This is a genomic window from Nocardia sp. NPDC003183 (genome assembly GCF_053590715.1).
Window position 1 is genome coordinate 146005 of record NZ_JBSFTG010000003.1, and the last position, 20353, is coordinate 166357.

The window sequence follows — 20353 nt, forward strand, 5'->3', positions numbered from 1 at the left end:
ACCACACGAGATCGGCTCTCTTCCTTAAGGTTTCGAATCAATAGAGGACGAATCAAAGGATTTGACGTGAATGAACTCGGAGCAGTGGAGGAACTGGAGGCGGCGGCCGCCGGTCTCACCGGGCTCACCGACTTCGGTCCGTCGGAGTACCGGGAAGGGCTCGGGGTGCTCCTGTCCTCCTATCAGGAGGAGGCCGATCTGAGCCCGCAGGGTATCCAGGCGGTTCAGGGCGAGCTGACCGGCATCCTCGCGTCCCGCCTGATCAGTCAGGCCCAGTGGGCGGCGCGGCCCGAATACGCCGAGGTCGCGATCGAGCGGCCGGTGTTCATCGTTGGCATGCCGCGCACCGGGACGACGACTCTGCACCGGATGCTGACCGCCGACCCAGCGCACCAGGGCCTGCAAATGTGGCTCGGCTATGCGCCACAGCCCCGGCCGGCGCGCGCGGACTGGGCGGCCGACCCGGTCTTCCAGATGGTGCAGAAGGGCATCGACGGATTCGTCGAACAGGTTCCCGGCTACCTGGGCATTCACAACCGAAGAGCCGACGAGGTCGAGGAATGCTGGCTGTTGACCCGGCAGTCGATGCTCTCGGCGTATTTCGAGTTCACCGGGAACCTGCCGTCGTATTCCGCGTGGCTGGCTGAGCAGGATTTCACCGAGACCTACCAGCGGTACCGTCGCAACCTGCAATTGATCGGGCTGCCCGACGCAGGCAAACGCTGGGTGCTCAAGTCGTCGAGCCATCTCGTCTGCCTGGACGCGCTGCTGGCCACGTTCCCGGACGCGCTGGTGATCCAGACCCATCGTCGGCCCGCCAGCGTGGTGCTCGGCTCGGCGTGCAGCATGGTGAACAAGATGGTCGCGGGCCGGTCGGCCGGCTTCCAGGACGAGGCGATCGGCCCCATCCTGCTCGAGTTCGCCGTTCGCTCGCTCGAGCGCTACGCCACGGACCGGGCCGAATACGACCAAGCCCTTTTCCACGACGTCGAGTTCGACGAGTTCACGGCCGACCCGCTGGCCGTCGTCACCGACATCTACCGGCGACTCGGACGCGAGATCACCGACGAGGTCCGCACCGCGATGCTCGCGGTGGTCGCCGAGGACGACCGCCTTCGCTCGCACACCTACGACCTGACCGACTACGGCATCACCGCCGACGAGGTCGACGCCCGACTCAGCACGCTGATCTGAGGGGAACGACCATGGCGACGCAGTCCTCGGTCTCGGTATTGGATCGCTGGGGGTTCTCCACCTGGCTCGAAAGCGCTCGCGGGAGCGGCGAATTCATCACGCTGCCCGAGCTCGACGGCAGCAACGACGCGGTCGTGAGCATCGACGGCAACAAGCTGGTCAACTTCTCCGGCATCGGTATCCTGGGCTGGCAGCACGACCCGCAGGTGCGCGAGGTCTTCGCCGAGACAGCGACGGACTACGGCCTTGTCGTCGGTGGCTCGCGGATCATCCAAGGCGTCTCCCGGCCGCACCTCGAGCTGGAGACGCTCGTCGCCGAGATCACCGGCAAGGAGCGGGCGCTCACCTTCGCCACCGGAATGCTGGCCAATCTCGGTTTCGTGAACGCGATGAGTTCCCGGTTCTCGTTCAACAACAACCACGGCGTCGACAACACCGACACCGTGCTCGTGCTGGACCGGGAATGCCACTGGAGCATGTGGAAGGCCGCCGAACGATTCAAGTTCGGCCGCAACCTGATCATGTTCGACCACAATGACACCGCCAGTCTTCGACGCGAGCTGGAGCAGCTGGCGGGACGCAAGATCATCGTCGGATTCGAGGCCGTGTACTCCGCCGACGGGTCGCTCGCCCCGGTCGCCGAGATCCTCGATCTGTGCGAGGAGTTCGGCGCGATCAGCTTCGTCGACGACGCCAACGGGTTCATGGTCTACGGCAACGGCGGTCACCGGTTCGCCGCCGAGTACGCGGCGCTGCGCCGGGCAACCTTCCTGATGGTGTCCTTCGGCAAGGGCGTCGGGCTCAGCGGCGGCGCGCTCGCCGGACCGGCCGACGCCTTGGATGCGTTCCGGTTCCTCTCCGGCACAACAGTTTTCACTACCAACATTCAGCCGCCGACCGTCGGCGCCATCGTGCACGTGCTGCGCCGGATGCGCCGTGATCCGTCGATCATGGAGAACTATCTCGACCGGGTCGACCGGTTGCGGGAGCGGCTGCTCCAGATCGGCTGCACGATCAACCCGACACCCACGTACGTGACCTCGATCCTGGTGGGCGCGAACGACACCGCTGTGCGTGTGCGACAGGAGTTCATCGACCGCGGCTACCTGGTGCCGATGTTCGGCTACCCGGCGGTGCCGAAAGACCGCGCGGTGATCCGCCTACTGATGAACAACCGAATCTCCGACGAGCAGCTCGACGGGTTCATCGACACCCTCGCCGAACTCCGAGCGAAGTACAGGTTCTGATCATGACCGCCGCACCGGCGATCTCACTGCCGCCGGGTTCCCGACTACCCCGCTCGGTCCAGGGATTTCTCTACCTCAGCGGTCGCCGCCGGATGATGCGGCGCTCACGCCGCCGGTTCGGCCCGGTGTTCACGCTGGATCTGCCGGTGATCGGACCGTCGGTCTTCGTCGGCGACCCGGCGCTGGCCCGTCAGGTGTTCACGGCCGGTCCCTCGGTCGCAGGGAAGGCCGAACCCAACCTCGGTGCGTTGCTCGGCCCCGGATCGGTGTTCAGTCTCGACGACGATCCCCACCGTCGACGTCGCCGGCTGCTGTCCCCGCTCTTTCACGGCAAACGGATGCGCGAGTACGAGGCGCTCATCGAACGGGAGTATGCCGCCGAGGCGGCGACGTGGTCGGAGAACACCGAATTCCCGATCCTGCCCGCGACCGTACGCATCACCCTCAACATCATTCTGCGCGCGGTGTTCGGCGCGGAGGGCGAGGAGCTCGCCGCATTGCGCCGGCTGATGCCGGCCCTCGGCGACGTCGGCTCGCGGTTGGCGACCGGCCGTGGGATCGGGTTCGGTCGTGGTCGCTCCGCACGGACTCGACTCGATGAGCACCGCGCCGAATACGACGCGCTGATCGCGAAGCTGATCAGCCGCGCACTCGCTGATCCGTGTCTGCCCGACCGCGAGGACATCCTCGCGCTGCTGCTGCGCAACCACTACGAAGACGCAGAACCCATGTCGCACAGTGACATCGCCGACGAGTTGGCGACCTTGCTCACCGCCGGCAACGAGACCTCCGCCAACACCCTGGCCTGGACGCTGGAACGCCTGCGCCGGCACCCGGCCGCGCTGGCCCGGCTGGTAACCGACCTGGACGCCGGAAGAGACGAGGTGCTCCAGCGGACGATCTGGGAGGTGCAGCGCGTTCGACCGGTGATCGGCACGGTTTCCCGGCAGGTGAAGGCGCAGAGCTTGGAGTTGGGTGAGTGGGTGATCCCGCGCGGCCATCGGGTCATCGTCTCGATGGCCCTCATCCACGGCGACGAAGCGGTCTATCCCGACCCTGAGGTCTTCGAACCCGACCGATTTCGCGGAAGCCGACCCGACCTCATGTCATGGCTTCCCTACGGTGGCGGGAATCGCCGCTGTGTCGGTTCCGACTTCGCCGATACCGAGATGAAGGTCGTCCTCCGTAGCCTGCTCCGGGATTTCGAGCTCTTGCCGACAACCGCGGCCGGGGAGCGAATGCGCGATCGCGGCATCGCCTACATGCCGGGGAAAGGCGGCCGGGTGGCCTTGCGCCGGCGACAGTTCAGTCGAGCGAGCGGCACTGTTCGATGAATCCGACCAGTTCGTCGAGCCGGTCCGAGCGCACGTCGACCGCGCGGTCGACCACCTTCACCAGGTGCGCGTAAGCGGCGGTGTGGTCGTAGTCGGCGACGTCGGCGATGCGCAGGGCCCAGCGCCAGTAGCCACGCATGGTGTCGGCCAACGGCATTCGGAATCCCTCGATGACCTCACGGATCGGGTCGACCACCGCGTCGCCGTGCACCCGCAGGTACCGGCTCACGACATCGGCCATGAAGGTGAAATGCCGGGCCTCGTCACGGGAAAGGCGAGTCAGCACGGCGCCGAGGACCGGATCGGCGACCACATCGCGTAGCTGCTGGTAGTAGATCTGGGTCGCCTTCTCCTGCACCAGCGCGTAGGCGAAGAACTGCACCGGATGCCGGTAGGGCAGGTCGAACGGCTTGCGACCCTCGACCGCGAGATCGGTACGCAGCCCCGCGCGGTCGGCCATCCCGGCGGCCTCCTGATAGCGCGCGAGCGCCCGCGCGTGGGTGTCCTCCTCTGCCGCCCAGCGCACGGTGAAGTGATACAGCTCGCGATTGTGGACGAAGGTCGCGGCGTCGACCGAGTCGTCCACGGGGAAGTACCGGTGATAGACGTCGAAGTAGCCGGGCAGGTGATCCTCGATATAGGTGATGAACTGCACGGCCGATCGCTGGCCCTCGGTGAGTCGGCCCGCGTCGGCACGGGCCCAGTCGAAGCCGGTTTCCACGTCCCAGGCGCGCGCGGCCGGGGAGGCGGCGAAGAATCCGTCGACGGCGGCGGCGATATCGCCGGCCGGGATCATCTCGGCTCCGACGCGCGGGTGTTCGGTCGAAAGGTGCTCGGGCATACGCTTCTCGGACATGGGGGCTCCTCGCGGTCAGCGGGCATTGCGGCAGGTCAGGGCGTAGTGCTTGGTGGTGTAACCCCAGCCGGCGTTGGCGATTTCCAGATACCGCCGCAGCTGGGCCGCCAGTCCTGGCCTGTGCGTGTCGATCCGCTCGGCGGCCGCGTCCACGTTGGCGATCCAGTCGTCGATGGTGCGGCGGTAGTCGTCGGTGAGATCGTCGATCGAGTCGATGGCGAATCCGGCGTTCTCGGCACCGGCCACCAGCTCGGACAGCGGGCGCAGCTCGCCGAATCCGAAGATGTCGGAGCGGATGAACCGGGTGCCGGTTCGATCGTCGAACGCGGTTCGCGCCCGGGCGCTGCGAAAGCAGCTCTCCGACACGTAGAGCATGCCCCCGCGTCGCAGCGTGCGCCGGGCGCGGGTGAACGCGGCGTCCAGGTCGGGCATGTGCACGATCGACCCGAGCATCGTCACCGCGTCGAATGTGCGAGCGGGCAGTTCCAGCTGCTCGAAGTGCGCGACGTGGGTCCGCACACGGTCGGTCAGGCCGCGGGCAGCGGCCTGACCGGCGATGTATTCGTGCTGGCGCGGCGCGGGGCTGACGCCGACCGTCTGACAGGCGAATTCCTCGGCCATGAACAGGACCAGCGACCCCCAACCGCAGCCGGCATCGAGCACCCGCTCACCGCCCGAGAGCCGAAGCCGCCCCGCGACGAAACGCAACTTGTGCCGCTGTGCCTGTTCGAGGGTGTCGGTATCGGTCAAGTACCGGCCGGAGCTGTATTTGCGTAGCGGGTCGAGGAATTCGCCGAAGACCTCGGGATCGAGATCGTAATGCTGGTTGGTGTCGGCGACCTCGGTCACGCGGGCACCTCCGCCAACGCCGTGTGCACCACGGCCGCCACGTCGGCGAGAGTGGACATGCCGAACACGTCCTGGTCGTCGAGCTCGATGTCGTAGACGCGCTCGATGCGGGCCACCATGCGCAGCACGCGGACCGAGTCGACGCCTGCCACACCGCGCAGGTCGATGTCGGACCCCAATTCGGCGGCGGGCACGCCGATCTCGGCGGTGGCTATCTCGGTGACAGTGCGCAGGATGTCGGCGACGGCAGGGGTGCTCATGGATGAACTCCGTTCTGGGTTGACATGGCGTGCTCGAGCCGAGCGACGTCGGCGTCGTCAAGGGTGAGCAGGTGGCGGACCTCGCCCAGGGCGAACGGCCGGTAGGTGGCCGAAGCGGACGCGCAGAGCTCGTCGTCCACGTCGTGGATCTCCGCGCTCGCCGTGATGACGGCGGAGTCCGTGCGGGAGATGGTCGCGGTGCAGTGGTAGTCGTGGTCGACCCGCAGCGGCGTCAGGTAGCGGGTGCGCATCGAGACGGTGAAGGCCGGCATCCCACGCTCGAACATGATCACGTTGGCCATCACCTCGTCGCAGATCACGCCGACCAGGCCACCGTGCAGGACACCGGGATACGACTCGAAGGACCGAGTCGGCCGGAATCCGGCTCGCAGACCGCCGGGGTGGGCGGTGAAGCGCAGCCCGAGACCCGCCGGGTTGTGCGGCGAGCAGCCGAAGCAGTGGTAGTCCGGCACCGCCTCCCAGGGCAGCCGGACCGCGAGGTCGGGGGTGGCCGCGCGGGCAGGCTCAGGGACGCGCATCCGGCTCAGGCGATCGCGTCGGCCAGGGCGCGCCGCACCCGGGCGTTGGTGGACAGGTCGAGTCCGGTGATGCCGGCGAACGTGCGCCGAACCTTGTCGTGCAGTACCTCGAGCTCGCCTTCAGCGGCGATCTGTTCCAAGAACAGCTCGAAGCCGGTGTCGATGGTCTCGTGCTCGCCGAGTTCGGTGAGGCCGGATTTGAAAGTACTCACCGGATGCTTGATCTTGGCCTCGGAACTGTAGACGTACAGCGTTTCCAGCACCGACGGCAACTCCTCGGGGCTCTGGGTGAGACGCTGGGTGGTGTAGTGGATGAATTCCCGAGCGTGGCCTGCCTCGTCGCGGCTCGCGTTCAACAGCAGCCCCTTGAGTACCGGCTCCCCCACCCACTGCGACACCGCGCGGTAGACGTGGTTGACGGTGAGCTCGGAGATGATGTTGGTGGCCAGAGTCGCCGACGGCGTCGTGCCCGGCGCGTACGGCTGACGCATCGCCCCGACCGCCGTGTCGTCGACGCTCTCGCCGACCGCGGCCAGCCACGCCCGGAAGGCGTAGTGGTGCTGCACCTCCTGGTATCCCCACACCACGGCGAAGGTGGAGAAGTCGTAGTCGTCGAATTCGTTGAGGAATCCGTGCACGGCGGCGATGACATTGGATTCGCCCATCGTCGCGCTCTTGGCGAGAGTCACGTACTCGGGCCGGACCAGTGCGGGGTCGATGGTGTCGAGGTCGAGGTCGGCCAGCCGCCAGTGCTGGCGCTCGTAGTGGCGGAAGACGTCGTAGCTGTGCATGGTTGCTCCGAATCTGTTTCGGTGGCGATCAGTTCCCTGGCGGCCAGCCGCCGCAGTTTGCCGCTGCTGGTTCGGGGGATGCTGCGCGGCGCGACCAGATACACCCGCACAGCGGCCAGCCCGAGCCGGGCGGTGATCCGTCCGGTTATGGCGGCGGTGAGCTCGTCGCCGGCGCTGTCTGCGAGTTCGGTTTCGGCGATGACCGCAATGGTGTCGCCGCCGTCGGGGTCGGCTGCGGCGGTGCAGCGGCCCTTGTAGACGCCGTCGAGATCGCGCACGACAGCCTCGACGTCGTGCGCGTAGTAGTTGACCCCGCGCACGGTGATCATGTCCTTGCTGCGGCCGGTCACATACAGCTCGCCGTCGCGCTGGTAGCCCAGATCGCCGGTCCGCAACCAGCCCTCGCTGAACAGCTCGGCGGCGGCCTCGGGATCGGCGGTGAGATAACCGTCGGTCACCGACTCGCCGCGAATGAGGATCTCGCCGACCTCACCGTCGGGCACGGTCATGCGCGAGTCGGGATCGACCACGCGCAGCCGCAGGCCTGCGACCGCCGTGCCGACGCCCGCGATCGCACGGGCCCCCTCGGCTTCGGGGGAAACCCGCTGTGCCCTAGCGGAATCCGACAGCGTCACGCGGTCGACCCAGTCGAAGACGGGCTCGCGGCCGAGCGGCGGGAAGGTGACCGCGAGGGTGGCCTCGGCCATCCCGTAGACCGCGAACATGGCCGCTGGGTCGAATCCGGCCGGCCGGAAACGCGCGCAGAACTCTCGCACCACGTTGTGGGCAATGGGTTCCGCCCCGTTGAAGGCGATCCGCCAGTGTCGCAGGTCGTAATCGGCCGCGCGGTCCGGCGGCACGGCGGCCAGCAGGGCCTCGTAGCCGAAGTTCGGCATCGCGGAGATGGTCGACCCGCTGGCGGAGAACTCGCGCAACCAACGCTCGGGGTCCTTGACGAACGCCGTCGGCGACCACAGATGCGACGGGATTCCGCGCAGGATCGCCGACAGCGTGCCGATCAAGCCCATATCGTGGAACAGCGGCAGCCAGAACCCGCCCTGGTCAGCCGGACCCAGGTCGATCCCGGTGCGGATGGCAGCAAGCCCGGCCAGCACCTGCCGGTGGGTGAGACGCACGCCCTTCGGTGCGGCGGTGCTTCCCGAGGTGAACTGCACGACCGCGACATCGTCCGGATCGACCCGGGGCAGCCCCGTCGCCGCCGGTTCGGCGAACAGGGTTGCGGTATCGAGGAATTCGATATCCATGGCCGCCCGCAATGGTTCGGCGATGGCGGCGAACTGCGGCGACACCAAGATGGTCCGCATGCCGGCGGCGTCGGCAATTCCCGCCAAACGCGCTGGGTAGGAAGCTAATTGGCGGGCCCCGGCGGGCAGCGGCAACGGGGTGGCCGCACCGCCCGCGGTCGTGGTCGCGAACAGGCCGATGAGGAACTCCGGCGCGTTCGGGCACAGCAGGCCGACCGGCTCGCCGCGCGCGACGCCGCGCGCGACCAGCGCAGTAGCGGCTGCAACGGACCGTTCCCGGAGTTCGGCATAGGTGAGCGTCGACTGCGACAATGACCAGAACGTGGTGCGAACCTGCGGGTGCGCGGTCGCGACCTCGGCCAGCCGCTGGTGCAGCGTCAGGCCCGGAATGGACGATGTCATTGCTGTATGACAAAGGCCCCGGGTAGCCGAACCCTGAACGATCAGTTAAATGCAGGGCTGCGATAACACAGTCCGCTCCGACAATAACAATAACGCGAATTTCCCTAATAACTCGCCTGAAAAGGGAATTCGGGTTCCGGGCCCGGAGCAGTCGACAGGACGACGGCTGATCAGGGTTTGGCGCCGAGGACAAGGTCACCTCTGTCGACTCTGGACCTCAGTGCAGTGACGGCACATACCGATGGGTACAGACTTTGCTTGCCGCCGCTGCGCAGCGACCTACATCACATGATTGCTCGATTGTGGTCCCAGTCACCGGTATCCGTGGTGCGCGGTCGATCAGATTGGACTTGTAGGAAATGCTTGCAATGAAGCAGCACATGCGCCGGTCCGCCGTGGCCGCAGCGCTCATCGTGGGGGTTGCCGTCGAGCACGGACTCGGAGCGACATCTGCCGGCGCGGAGCCCGGCGTGACCTCGGACTCGCAGTCGCTCGCCGACGCGATCGCCGATGGACTGAAGCCACACCCTGATCTGAAGGGCGACACCGTTCCCGGCGTCGACTACACCGCGGTGGCATCGCGCCACGACGAAGTCACCAACCCCTCCCTCAGCGCCGTCGATCCCATCGGCCACCCGGCCCTGAACCGCACGTTCAACCCGTGGTTGATCGGTGGGGGCGAAACACTGTGAGCCCCCGATGACCAGCCACACCGAACTCGGGTCGCCCGCGCAACTCTCGCCGGCGACCGACCGGATCGCGCACAAGATCCTCGAAACCATCCCGCGTCGCAGCCGACGAGGAAACGTTCTGCGCGAGGAGATCAGCGCCATCGTTGCCGACTGTCTGGTACTGGTGTCCGACACAGCCCGGACACACCGCGGCCTCGGGACGCCGCGTCTTCGTCCGGTTGTTGCGCGGTGGGCGAGCATCGGCGTCCCGATCGACACTGTGCAGCACCATGTTCACGCAGGGTTCCGGCTACACATGGACGATCTCGAAGCCCGCTGCGCGCCCTTCGACGAAGTGCGCCGACTGATGGATGCGTTGAGCTCGGTGACCGCCACGATATCGACGATCTATCTGGAGGTCGCACCGCCCAGCGGCGATCGCGGTGGGTATGTGGCGCGCACTCTACTCAGGGGCCGACATACGACGAGAGCTACCCGTGAGCACGGGGCGCCACCCGACAAGCGGTACACCGTGCTCGCGGTGGCCGCGGATCGGTCCGCGCGCGACGCGGTATCACCGCGCGACTTCCGGGCGATGCTGTCGACAAGCTTCGGGCAGCCGGTGCCGGGTTTGGAGTCCCGGTTCGGCGCGACGATTCTGGTGCCGGAATCATTTCCCACCGCGAAGATCCGCGGCACGGTCGGACTGACCGCACTCACCGTGGTGGGGATCGCCGCCGACCGAGATCGGATTCCCTCGGCCGCCGAGGAGGCGCACGAACTCTTGGATGTGGCGACAAGACTCCATCGCCCGCCGGGCATGTACGAGATCGGAGACCTCGCAGTCGAGTACCAACTGACTCGGCCAGGGCCTGGGCGGGATCGTCTCGCATCGTTTCTCGATCCGGTTGCCGAGTTTCCGGACCTGATCAGCACGCTGCGCGCACATCTCGGCAACGGTCTCAATCGCCGACTCACCTCACGTGAAACCCATATCCATATGAACACCGTCGACTACAGGCTCCGGCGTATCTACGACCTCGTGGGGCTCAGTGCCCATGATCCAAAGCTCATTTGGTTGCTTCAGTCCGCACTGATCGTGCGCGACTACCAGTCGGCGGACCAGTCCGACACGGTCGTCCGGTAATCGGCTTCGCGATCTGCCTGACAGACCCAGGGCAGCGCTTCCCAACCTCGGCCCCGGCTGCGGACGGGCGGCGACCCGCACACACCGTGTCGGCACTGCCGTTATGGGCGCGGTTCGCAAGCAGCGAGGTTAGTGCTGTCAGAAAGGATCAGGACAAATGACGGTTCCGCAGGGACACAGCGTTTAGATTTGGAGGAATACGACGAAGGTGCCCGAACACAGACGGAAAGGTGCTTGGGAGGACAGGCCGATATCCACGACAGGAAGGGGAAAAGATGGGAAGCGACGACCCGAGTGTCAAGGAGCTTGCTGTCAACGAAAGCTGGGCGCTACTCCGTACCGAGGAAATAGGCCGCCTCGCCGTGTGGGTGGATGACCATCCGGATATCTTCCCCCTCAACTACGCGGTCGATCACGGAACCATTGTGTTCCGATCCGCGCGAGGTACGAAGGTGTCCGCCGCATTGTCCGATGCGCGCGTCGCCCTGGAAGTCGACGGTTACCTCCCTGAGTCTCACGAAGCCTGGAGCGTCGTGATCAAGGGGCGAGCCGAAGGGATCCGTGAGATCGGTGACCTGATGGACACCGTGGATCTGCCCCTCTCTCCGTGGCAGCCCGGGGAGAAGAACTTCTTCATCCGACTCGTACCCACCCTGGTGACCGGTCGCCGGTTTCCTGTTGCCGACCCCGGAGCTTGGCAGACACCCTTGTCCGGCGTGCGACGGTCTCCTCCGGAGTGAGGAAAACTCTTGCTGCGGCGGCACTCTCATCGTCATGCGGACATGAACTGCGGCCGGTCGCCGACGACCCGGCGAAATTTCACAGTCATACTTGACTGTGAACCATCGAATGGGTCAGGCTGGTCCGACCACGCGCCGACCACCTCCCCGTGAGCTGCCGTCCGCCGAATCGCATCCGAAGGGACCGTCGATGTCCGAGAACCGACCTCACGCAGGCCATCGTCCCGCCGGCTGGTACGACAATTGGACCGAAGGTCCGGACTCCCCGTGGCGAGACCGACCCGCGCCCGACTACGACCACGAGTACTCGACTCTCACCTACGAGCGCGACGGACGCATCGCCCGCATCACTTTCAACCGCCCGGAAAAGGGCAATTCGATCACCCCCGACACCCCACGTGACCTCACCCACGCCGTCGAGCGCGCCGATCTGGACCCGCGCGTGCACGTGATCCTGGTCAGTGGCCGCGGGAAGGGCTTCTGCGGCGGCTACGACCTGGACATGTTCGCGGAGAAGAGCTTCCGAACCGCCGAAGGCCCGGACGATGTCGACGGCACTGTGCTCGATCCGGTGGTGAATGCGCTCAACCACAATCCGTGGGGTACCTGGGACCCGATGATCGACTACGCGATGATGAGCCGCTGCAACAAGGGCTTCGCCAGCCTGTTGCACGCCGACAAGCCCACCGTCGCGAAACTGCACGGCTTCGCCATCGCGGGCGGCACCGATATCGCCCTGTTCAGCGACCAGATCATCTGCGCCGACGACACCAAGATCGGCTACCCGCCCACCCGCACCTGGGGTATTCCCGCAGCCGGTATGTGGGCCCACCGTATCGGCGACGCCCGCGCCAAGCGGCTGCTCTTCACCGGTGACAGCATCAGCGGCAAACAAGCCGAAGAATGGGGTCTGGCGGTGGAATCGTGCCCGGCGGAGGAACTCGACGAACGCACCGAGGAACTGGTCGGCCGGATCGCCCGCATGCCGGTCAATCAGCTGATGATGGCCAAGCTCGCTCTCAACTCGGCACTGCTGTCACAAGGCGTGGCCAACTCCGGCATGGTCAGCACCGTCTTCGACGGCATCTCCCGTCACACCCGGGAAGGCTACGAATTCCAAATGCGCGCCGCCACAGTCGGTTTCCGGGAAGCAGTGCGCGAACGCGACGAACCCTTCGGCGACTACAAACGAGCCCGGTTCGACCGCAGCCACACCGAGCAGGAATGAATCATGCAACTGCATGGACGAACCGCGGTTGTCCCCGGCGGAGGCAGCGGAATCGGCGCGGTGCCCGGGTGGATGTCGAGCCCTATCCGTCGGCGTCGCTGACGCGACCCACCAGGATGCGAATTGTGTCAGCCCACTGCTCGAGCACGGCGCGGTTCGCCTGATCTGAGAGCTGTAGTGCACGCGTGCCGGCGAGCCCCCGCAGGATGGCGACGGTCAGGTCACGGACGGCCGGATAACGCGGATGCGCCACGATCCCCGCCCCGAACAGCCCATCGATCACCCGGTGCAGATCGCGGCCCGCCTTGCGCTCGGCCACCCGCAGTGCGGCGGCAAGATCAGGATCGGTGCCCGCCGCAGCCCACAGCTCGAACTCGGCACGCGCGGGCGGTTGCGTCATCGCCGAGTACAGCGCGGTCAGCGCGCGCTCGACCGGGTCCACCGTGTCGCCCAATTTCACCACCGCCGCCTGCGTCGCCGCTTCGTTGAGCACGACCAGATTCGCCACCAGCGCCTCGGACAGATCGCGCACTGTCGGGAAATGGTGCAGGAGCGCACCGCGACTCAGGCCCGCCCGCTGCTGCACACCCACGGTGGTCAAGGCCGAATAGCCGCGTTCGACCAGCAGCGAAGTCGCGGCGTCCAGAATGCGCGCCCGCGTCGCGTCCTTCTGTTCAGCGCGTGTCGCCATCAGCGGCCCTTTCGTCTGCCCGACGACAATTTAACAGTCACGGGTAACCCGACCCCACGAAGCTGACCGCTGGTCGCCGGTAGGCTCGCCCGGTGAGGAAAGAGCTTCGAGTCGCTGCCTACGCGATATGCGTTCGGGAGTCCCGTGGAGCGATCGAGATCCTGCTCGCCAGATGGGTGTCACCCGACGGTGACAGGCAGTGGACGCTTCCGGGCGGCGGAATGGAACACGGCGAGGATCCGATCGCGACGGCCGTCCGTGAGGTCACCGAGGAGACCGGGTACACCGTCGAACTCGTCGAACTCCTCGGCATCGACTCGATCAACCGCCGATACCCGCGCCCGCGTGGTGAATTCGCCGATTTCCACGGCTTACGAATCGTGTACGAAGGCCACATTCGGGCCGGCGAACTCCGCAACGAAACCAACGGATCGACCGACCTCGCCGCCTGGCATCCGCTCACCGACATCGAGCACCTCGACCGAGTCGACCTCGTCGACATCGGAATCGAGCTGTGGCGAACCAAACCGGCCACCGGTCGCGTGCGCGGTTGACCGCGATGGTCGCGTGGGACGCTCCGATCGTGGTGTCCTCGGTGGCCGATTCGGCGAGCCGGGTCCGCCATCGGACCGCCGTGGATACTTCGTGGCACTCGCCCGTCGAGGTGAGCAGGGAAGTGGACTGGTAATCGAGCAGTCGCATGTCGCACGCTCGCACCATCGCTGAGACTCCAGGAGGTGCGCGATGGTTCGCAGAGGTGAACACGCAGTGGTACTCGGCGCGAGCATGGCAGGTCTGCTCGCCGCCCGAGTGCTGTCCGATTCCTATGACCGGGTCACCGTGGTGGAACGCGACCGTCTCGACGGTCAGTACGCCCCGCGTCGTGGGGTACCGCAGGGCAAGCACGTGCACGCGTTGCTGCCCAGCGGATCCCAGGCGCTCGAGCGGCTGTTTCCCGGCCTGCTCGACGAGCTCGTCCGCGCCGGTACGAAGGTGATCGAGGACTACACCGACTTCTATTTCTCGATCGGGGGCAACCGGCTCTCGGCCGCCGTCAAACCGGATGTCACGACCTATCTGCCGACCAGGCCGCATCTGGAAGGTCGTGTGCGGGACCGTGTTCGGGTGTTGCCGAACCTGCGGTTCGCCGACGGCAACGATGTGGTCGGCCTGGTCGCGGATGAGGCCGCGGTCACCGGTGTCAGGATCATCTCCCGCACGGCAGGCAGTGCCGAGGAAGTACTCGCCGCCGATCTCGTCGTCGATGCCATGGGCCGTGGCACGCGCACGCCGGCCTGGGTGGCCGAGCTCGGCTTCGACATGCCCGCCGAGGAACGGGTTTCCGTGCACATCGGGTACTCGAGCGTGGCGCTGCGGCTGCGCCCGGGGAGCGAACCGGAGACGCTGGTACTGATCGGCCCCGCCCCCGACCGGCCGATCGGGATGGCGTTGTTCGCGACCGAGGACGACACGTGGTTGCTTACCGCGACCGGGTATCGAGACCATCACCCCGGCACGAGTTTCGACGAACTGGTCGAGTTCGTGGCGCCGTTCGCGCCTCCGCACGTGCTCGACGCGTTGCGCGCCGCGGAGGCGCTGTCCCCGGTGACGACCTACCGGTACGACGCCAACCGCCGTCGCCGCTACGACCTGGTCAGCCGCTTCCCCCGGGGACTGATAGCGCTCGGTGACGCTCTGTGCGGCTTCAATCCCATCTACGCACAGGGCATGTCGGTGGCCACTTTGCAGGCCATGGCCTTGCGCGAGTGCCTGCACACCGGAGGGGACGACGTGGAACGCCGGTACTTCCGTGCCTCTGCGATTCCGGTGAACGTGGCCTGGCGACTCGCCGTCGGCGCCGACCTGACGCAACCGCTGGTGGAGGGCACCCGCACCCTCCAGATCCGGCTGGTCAACGCCTACGTGCGTCGGCTGCTCGAAGTGGGCAGGCACGACCCCGTGGTCGCCGCGCGATTCCTGCGCGTCTCGGCATTGCTGGACCCTCCCGCGTGGCTGATGCGGCCGAGTACCCTCGCGCGGGTATCGGTCGGGATGCGCAGGCGCGGCGACTCGGTGGCACCACCACCGCGGGTGCTCACCCGGTGACGATCGCCAGCGGGCACCGTCGATGAACGGAACTGAGCAGATGACTGACGACGCGAGGACCGTCGCCGACCGGCTCCGATCGGCGCGCAGGCGGCGGTTCGTCGGGCGGGCGGGCGAAGTGGAACTGTTCCGCACCGCGCTCGACGCGGACGAACCACCGTTCACGGTGCTGTTCCTGCACGGGCCGGGCGGCATCGGCAAGTCCGCGCTGCTGGCCGAAATGCTCGAACTCGCCGAACTCGCGGGCGCGACGACGACGCGGGTCGACGGACGCACGGTCGAGCCGTCGCCCGAGTCGTTGCGCACCGCGCTGGGCCCCGCGATGTCCTCGGTGGTGTTCATCGACACGTTCGAACGTCTCGCGCCGCTGGAGGATTGGCTGCGCGAGACGTTTCTGCCGGTGTTGGCCACGACTGTTCTCGTGGTGATCGCCGGCCGTCATCCGCCTGCCCGCGCCTGGTCGGACGACCCCGGTTGGCGGGATCTGTTGCGCACGATCTCGTTGCGCAACCTCGCACCCGACGACGCCCGCGCCTATCTGCGGATCGCCGAGGTGCCCGAGGCGAAGCACGAACGGATGCTGGCGCTCACCCACGGCCACCCGCTGGCGCTGTCGCTACTGGTCGACGTGCTCGCCCAGACCGCGGGCGAGTTGCCCGCCGCACTGGTCGAGGCCCCCGACGCGGTGCGCGCCCTGCTCGCGCGGTTCGTCGATTCGGTGCCGAGCAAACGTCACCGGGCCGCACTGGAGGTGTGCGCGCACGTCCGGTTCACCACCGAGGCGCTGCTGCGGGCCGCGCTCGGCGAATCCGACTGCGCCGACGTGTTCGAGTGGCTGCGCGAGCTGGCGATCATCGAGCCGGGGCCGCTCGGGCTCGCGCCGCACGAGATCGCCCGCGACGTTCTCGACGCCGATTTGCGCTGGCGTGATCCGGAGTCCTACCTCGACGTGCATCGCCGCGTGCGCGCGCACCTCATCGAGGTCCTCGACGCCACCGCGCAACAGAATCGCTGGCCGGTGGCCGACCTCGTCTTCCTCCATCGCCACAACCCGTCGATCTCGGCGTACTGGGACTGGTCGACCTTCGGCCGGGCCTTCCCCGACCGATACCGCGCGGAGTATCGGGAGTCGATCCTGGCGATGACGAAGCGGCACCAGGGCCCCGAGCAAGCCGAGTTGGTGGACTTCTGGCTGGCTCGTCAGCCCGAGCAGTTCGTCGTGGTGCAAGGCTCGGGCAGCGCACCGATCGGCTACTTCTGTCGGCTGGCGCTGCACGACGCGACGGAGGCCGAGCTGGCCGCCGACCCCGGCACCCACGCCATGTGGGACTACGCGACCAGGTACGGCAGGCCACGGCCCGGCGAACCGGTGCACGCGGGACGGTTCCTCATCGACGCGGAACTCAACCAGCGTCCGTCGCCGACCATCAATGTGGTGACGGCTTGCTCGACGCAGTTCTGGTTGTCGCGTCCGGATCTGACGTGGGACTTCATCGGCGCGTTCGAAGCCGCCGACGCATGGGAACCCTTCATGACCCACATCGATTTCCATCGTGCCCACGATGCCGAATACGAGGTCGGTGGCCGGCGGTACGCGGTGTACGCCCACGACTGGCGCCGGGTGGGCATCCCCGAATGGCTCGACCTGACCAGTGATCGTGTCGTCGGCGGGGTCCCCGCGCGACCCATGCCGCCCACGCCCGAACTCGTGCTGTCACAGCCCGAATTCGCCGACGCCGTCCGCTCCGCGTTGCGCGGGATAGGACGGGGCGACGGCCTCGAACGCAATCCGCTGCTGCGCTCGAGAGTGGTCGCCGACCGACCGGGCCCCGCCACCGGTGCCGCGCTGCGCGATCTACTCACCACGATCGTCGAGTCGGTGCGCGAGGACTCGCGCGGTGAGAAGCTCTACCGCGTCCTCGACCGCACCTACCTGCGTCCGGCGCCCACCCAGGAACGGGCCGCCGAACTACTCGGGCTGCCGTTCTCGACCTACCGACGCCACCTCACCCAGGGCATCGAGCGGGTGATCGCCAAGATGTGGCATATCGAGCTCTACGGAACCAGCTGATCAGGCCCTGCGGACCGGCGGAGGCGCCCATGTGCCGTTGAGCGCTTCCGTGCGAGGGGCATACAGCCGCATGGTGATACCGAGGGGCCCGCTCGGCGCGGGCAGCCAGTTCGATTCGCGCTCTGGTCCCGGGTTGGTGTGGGAGATGTAGATGTCGAGCGAGCCGTCGGAATTCTGCACCAGTGCGTCTCGGTCGCCGATGGCGAAGCGGTCGAGTTCGTTCGGCGCCTGGAACCCCTCGTCGTCGTACATGGTGACCGACCAGAACGCGGCCACCGGCGGCAGCTCGCCCGCGTCGAAGTGGATCACGTAGTCGGTATCGCCGTCGAGCGGCCGGCCGTCGGCGTCGGCGACCAGCAACGGGTAGATCGCGTCTTCGGGCGGGTTGGCGCCCAAGCCCGCCAACGTGATGGCCGAACGCCGGAAATAGTCGTTGCCGTACACCCCGATGTCGGCGAGCACGCTGATCCACCCGTTGATCGGTGGCGCCAGCTTTTTCGGCGCCGCCATCACCGCTGCTCGCGCGGCCTGCACACCGGCTTCGATGTCGGCGAGCTCATCGGTGGAGAATCGGGTGGCGTCGAAGTCCCGGCCGGGAACGATACCCAGCCGGGCGATGCGCGCGAGCTGGGAGAAGTCGGTGCCGTGTGGCGGGTCGACCTGCAACGCCGCAGCGGCACGGACGAAGAACTCCGTCGCCGACATCGCGTTGACCTGGCGCAGCGGTTCGGTCTCGCTCGCCGAACTCGGATCGGCCACGAACGGTCCCGGTGCGGCCAACTCGGTGATCTCGAGTCCGGCCTGGAACTTGTTGACCGCCACGTAGTCGGCGGGCCCGTTGGTCTGGGTGCGCCCGATCACCCACACATGATGAGTCGGCGCGTGGATCACGGGCAGGTCAGCCGGAAGATCACCGGTGTGGCCGGGGCCGACGACGACGAAGTCCAGTTCGCCGGTGCCGGTGGTGCGCTTTCCTGGATTGGCGAAAACATCCGTCCACGCGTCGAGCATCGGGAGCATGTAATAGCGGTCGCCACTGTCGGGAACATGGATGTGCACAGGACCGCGGGTCAGATCGAGCCAGGCCGAGGAGTACAGCGTGTCGAAATTCGGGCGAACCACCGCCCGAAAATGGACATCAGGGAACTCGTGGATGTGGTGGAACTGGTTCGGGGGCCCGAAACCCGGAGTCGAGTCCGCCGGGGAGTTGGTCTGCTGCGCGCGAGTGACGTCCATCGTGACGAGGGAGTACAGGTAGACATACGCTTCGTAGCTCAAGGTTTTCAGATCGCTGGACAATACGCTCACAACGCCTCCCTCGCATATGGCCTCGCCTGGCAAATTCCTATCCTGCACCTGCCGGTGCACCGTGAAAAGATCCGACCCATATATCGAAATCTTCTTGTGTCGCCGGATTCGGGCCGTTTCGTCCCCGTATTCGAGCGTGCACACAGTGCCGAACCGGTGTACCGGCGGATGAACGGGCGAACAAGAAGCCGCATCGGTCGGGACACGCGCCCGCGTGACGACAGGGAAACGGCGGCCGATTCACTAGTGTCCGGGGTCATGTTGCGAATCATCCGGAGAGTGAGTTACGCCGTCTCAGCGCTGGCCATTCTGTCGCAGCCGACCGCGCATGCCGATACCGTCAATCTGCCACCGCACGAGAAGACTTTCGAGTCGAGTATGGGCAGTTTTACCGTCGGCACGCACGACGAAGTCATCAATCGAATCGCGCCGTTGAACAGCACCCCCACCAGCCGTGAAGCCTTGGTCTCCACAGTCGCCTACGGACGCCTCGACGGGCAGGCCGAGGGCGTGCTCAAGACCGGATACTCCGTGGGCTGTCCGGCCAGGATCGGTGCCGTGCTCCCCGGCATCGATCCCACCACCGAATTCGGGCTGGAGGGGCCGCAGCAGAACTCCGCGACGGAACAGGTACAGCGGCAGGCGACGGAGCAAGCACAGTCGCAGACTGTCGAGCAGTCGAGTTCCGGCGAATCGGTGCAGTCCCAGACCCAGGAGTCCGGGCAAGTACAAGAGTTCGAATCGGGACAGGTGCAGGAGTTCAGCGGCATCCTGCCCTCCATCGCGATAGACCCGGGTCTCTTCCTGGAATTGGACCTGCAACCCGGCGACATCACCAACGTCGACATCGGGGACGGCAAACCGCTCATCCCGGGCAAGACCGTGCAGATCGTGACCCGCGACTTCCACATCAAAGTCGACAACTGCATCGGGCCGGCCACCATCCGCCAATACACCTACGTGCTGACCAAAACACCCGAAGTCGACGACAGCGGAGCGGTGTTCGGCGAGCCCACCACCCTGTAGCGAGCCCCGCGACCGCGCGTGGCGGTCCTCTTTCGATCCCGCCGAGTGAAAACGTCTACCGGGCAGCCGAATCATGATTGCGTAGCCTCAACCGCGCGCGACGGTCCCCCGGCCCGCTCGCATTCGGCGATACAGCTCGAACCGATCGACGTGGAGGAGCGCACCATGACTGCCGAAGATTGGCGGCACAACGGTGTCCGGGTGATCAAGGCCGATCAGCTCGATTCGAACACCGCGCAGACACCCGGAATGGAGCGGGCGGCCGCGATCGATTTCGCCCGTGTCGGCGCGCAGAAGATCTGGGCCGGGACCGTCACGATCCATCCGGACGCCAAGACCGGCGCACACCATCACGGCGCACTCGAAAGTGTCATCTACGTGATCCGCGGCCGCGCCCGGATGCGATGGGGCGAGCGGCTGGAATTCGTCGCAGAGGCCGGGCCCGGCGACTTCATCTTCGTGCCACCGTATGTCCCGCACCAGGAAATCAACGCCAGCACCCACGAACCCCTGGAATGCGTGCTGGTGCGCAGCGACAGCGAAGCCGTCGTGGTCAATCTCGACATCGAGCCGATCGAGAAGCCCGACGCCGTCCATTGGATCGACCCCATCCACCACCATCTGTAGC

20 protein-coding genes are annotated in these 20353 nt (G+C 66.7%); 12 read left to right on the forward strand and 8 right to left on the reverse strand.

Going from position 1 to position 20353, the window contains the following annotated elements:
- Positions 1 to 66 precede the first annotated feature (66 nt).
- Genes ACWDXS_RS12550 through ACWDXS_RS12560 form a run of 3 tightly spaced genes read left to right on the forward strand, consistent with a single transcriptional unit; the run spans position 67 to position 3775 of the window.
- The gene (locus ACWDXS_RS12550; protein WP_449965123.1) at positions 67 to 1194 is read left to right on the forward strand and encodes a sulfotransferase family protein; all 1128 of its coding nucleotides are present in this window, start codon (positions 67 to 69) and stop codon (positions 1192 to 1194) included.
- An 11-nt stretch (positions 1195 to 1205) separates the two neighbouring features.
- Positions 1206 to 2441 carry an aminotransferase class I/II-fold pyridoxal phosphate-dependent enzyme gene (locus ACWDXS_RS12555; protein ID WP_378987529.1) on the forward strand — a complete coding sequence of 412 codons (1236 nt, stop codon included), beginning with the start codon at positions 1206 to 1208 and terminating at the stop codon, positions 2439 to 2441.
- A gap of 2 nt (positions 2442 to 2443) precedes the next feature.
- Positions 2444 to 3775, forward strand: a complete 1332-nt coding sequence (locus ACWDXS_RS12560; protein WP_449965127.1) for a cytochrome P450 — start codon at positions 2444 to 2446, stop codon at positions 3773 to 3775.
- On the opposite strand, the gene ACWDXS_RS12565 is transcribed toward ACWDXS_RS12560, so the two are convergent.
- The 6 genes from ACWDXS_RS12565 to ACWDXS_RS12590 are packed head-to-tail and all read right to left on the reverse strand — an operon-like array spanning position 3747 to position 8737.
- Entirely contained in the window at positions 3747 to 4631 is an 885-nt protein-coding gene (locus ACWDXS_RS12565; RefSeq protein ID WP_449965130.1) for an acyl-ACP desaturase, read from the reverse strand. The two genes, ACWDXS_RS12560 and ACWDXS_RS12565, sit on opposite strands and share 29 nt — an antisense overlap.
- 15 nt (positions 4632 to 4646) lie before the next feature.
- Positions 4647 to 5480 carry an SAM-dependent methyltransferase gene (locus ACWDXS_RS12570; protein WP_449965133.1) on the reverse strand — a complete coding sequence of 278 codons (834 nt, stop codon included), beginning with the start codon at positions 5478 to 5480 and terminating at the stop codon, positions 4647 to 4649.
- Positions 5477 to 5740, reverse strand: a complete 264-nt coding sequence (locus ACWDXS_RS12575; RefSeq protein ID WP_449965136.1) for an acyl carrier protein — start codon at positions 5738 to 5740, stop codon at positions 5477 to 5479. Before ACWDXS_RS12575 ends, ACWDXS_RS12570 begins: the two co-directional genes overlap by 4 nt.
- On the reverse strand, positions 5737 to 6279 hold the full coding sequence (locus ACWDXS_RS12580) for a PaaI family thioesterase (RefSeq protein WP_378987546.1): 543 nt from the start codon (positions 6277 to 6279) through the stop codon (positions 5737 to 5739). Before ACWDXS_RS12580 ends, ACWDXS_RS12575 begins: the two co-directional genes overlap by 4 nt.
- Before the next feature lie 5 nt (positions 6280 to 6284).
- The gene (locus ACWDXS_RS12585; protein WP_449965139.1) at positions 6285 to 7070 is read right to left on the reverse strand and encodes a ferritin-like domain-containing protein; all 786 of its coding nucleotides are present in this window, start codon (positions 7068 to 7070) and stop codon (positions 6285 to 6287) included.
- Positions 6965 to 8737: an AMP-binding protein gene (locus ACWDXS_RS12590; RefSeq protein ID WP_449965142.1), complete on the reverse strand. Its 1773-nt coding sequence runs from the start codon at positions 8735 to 8737 to the stop codon at positions 6965 to 6967. Before ACWDXS_RS12590 ends, ACWDXS_RS12585 begins: the two co-directional genes overlap by 106 nt.
- Positions 8738 to 9105: 368 nt before the next feature.
- Between ACWDXS_RS12590 and ACWDXS_RS12595 the strand changes: the two genes are divergently transcribed.
- The 4 genes from ACWDXS_RS12595 (at position 9106) to ACWDXS_RS12610 (ending at position 12523) form a co-directional block, all read left to right on the forward strand.
- A complete protein-coding gene (locus ACWDXS_RS12595; protein ID WP_449965145.1) occupies positions 9106 to 9429 on the forward strand; it encodes a hypothetical protein in 324 nt (107 codons plus the stop codon).
- A 7-nt stretch (positions 9430 to 9436) separates the two neighbouring features.
- A complete protein-coding gene (locus tag ACWDXS_RS12600; protein WP_378987558.1) occupies positions 9437 to 10555 on the forward strand; it encodes a PucR family transcriptional regulator in 1119 nt (372 codons plus the stop codon).
- Positions 10556 to 10830: 275 nt separating this feature from the next.
- Positions 10831 to 11295 (forward strand): pyridoxamine 5'-phosphate oxidase family protein, encoded by a 465-nt coding sequence (locus ACWDXS_RS12605; RefSeq protein ID WP_387443581.1) that lies wholly within the window; start codon positions 10831 to 10833, stop codon positions 11293 to 11295.
- A gap of 190 nt (positions 11296 to 11485) precedes the next feature.
- Entirely contained in the window at positions 11486 to 12523 is a 1038-nt protein-coding gene (locus ACWDXS_RS12610) for a crotonase/enoyl-CoA hydratase family protein (RefSeq protein ID WP_449965149.1), read from the forward strand.
- 82 nt (positions 12524 to 12605) lie between these two features.
- On the opposite strand, the gene ACWDXS_RS12615 is transcribed toward ACWDXS_RS12610, so the two are convergent.
- Positions 12606 to 13214 (reverse strand): TetR/AcrR family transcriptional regulator, encoded by a 609-nt coding sequence (locus ACWDXS_RS12615; RefSeq protein WP_449965152.1) that lies wholly within the window; start codon positions 13212 to 13214, stop codon positions 12606 to 12608.
- 92 nt (positions 13215 to 13306) lie between these two features.
- Between ACWDXS_RS12615 and ACWDXS_RS12620 the strand changes: the two genes are divergently transcribed.
- The 3 genes from ACWDXS_RS12620 (at position 13307) to ACWDXS_RS12630 (ending at position 17391) form a co-directional block, all read left to right on the forward strand.
- Positions 13307 to 13768: an NUDIX hydrolase gene (locus tag ACWDXS_RS12620; protein ID WP_378987570.1), complete on the forward strand. Its 462-nt coding sequence runs from the start codon at positions 13307 to 13309 to the stop codon at positions 13766 to 13768.
- A gap of 190 nt (positions 13769 to 13958) precedes the next feature.
- The gene (locus ACWDXS_RS12625; protein WP_449965156.1) at positions 13959 to 15320 is read left to right on the forward strand and encodes an FAD-dependent oxidoreductase; all 1362 of its coding nucleotides are present in this window, start codon (positions 13959 to 13961) and stop codon (positions 15318 to 15320) included.
- A 40-nt stretch (positions 15321 to 15360) separates the two neighbouring features.
- Entirely contained in the window at positions 15361 to 17391 is a 2031-nt protein-coding gene (locus ACWDXS_RS12630; protein WP_449965158.1) for an ATP-binding protein, read from the forward strand.
- Here the strand turns inward: ACWDXS_RS12630 and ACWDXS_RS12635 are convergent, their stop codons facing one another.
- Positions 17392 to 18699, reverse strand: coding sequence for a DUF1254 domain-containing protein (locus ACWDXS_RS12635; RefSeq protein WP_449965161.1), 1308 nt, complete (start codon positions 18697 to 18699; stop codon positions 17392 to 17394).
- A gap of 279 nt (positions 18700 to 18978) precedes the next feature.
- Between ACWDXS_RS12635 and ACWDXS_RS12640 the strand changes: the two genes are divergently transcribed.
- A complete protein-coding gene (locus ACWDXS_RS12640; protein ID WP_378987582.1) occupies positions 18979 to 19725 on the forward strand; it encodes an MspA family porin in 747 nt (248 codons plus the stop codon).
- A 165-nt stretch (positions 19726 to 19890) separates the two neighbouring features.
- On the forward strand, positions 19891 to 20352 hold the full coding sequence (locus ACWDXS_RS12645) for a cupin domain-containing protein (RefSeq protein ID WP_378987585.1): 462 nt from the start codon (positions 19891 to 19893) through the stop codon (positions 20350 to 20352).
- The last annotated feature ends 1 nt before the right edge of the window (position 20353 follow it).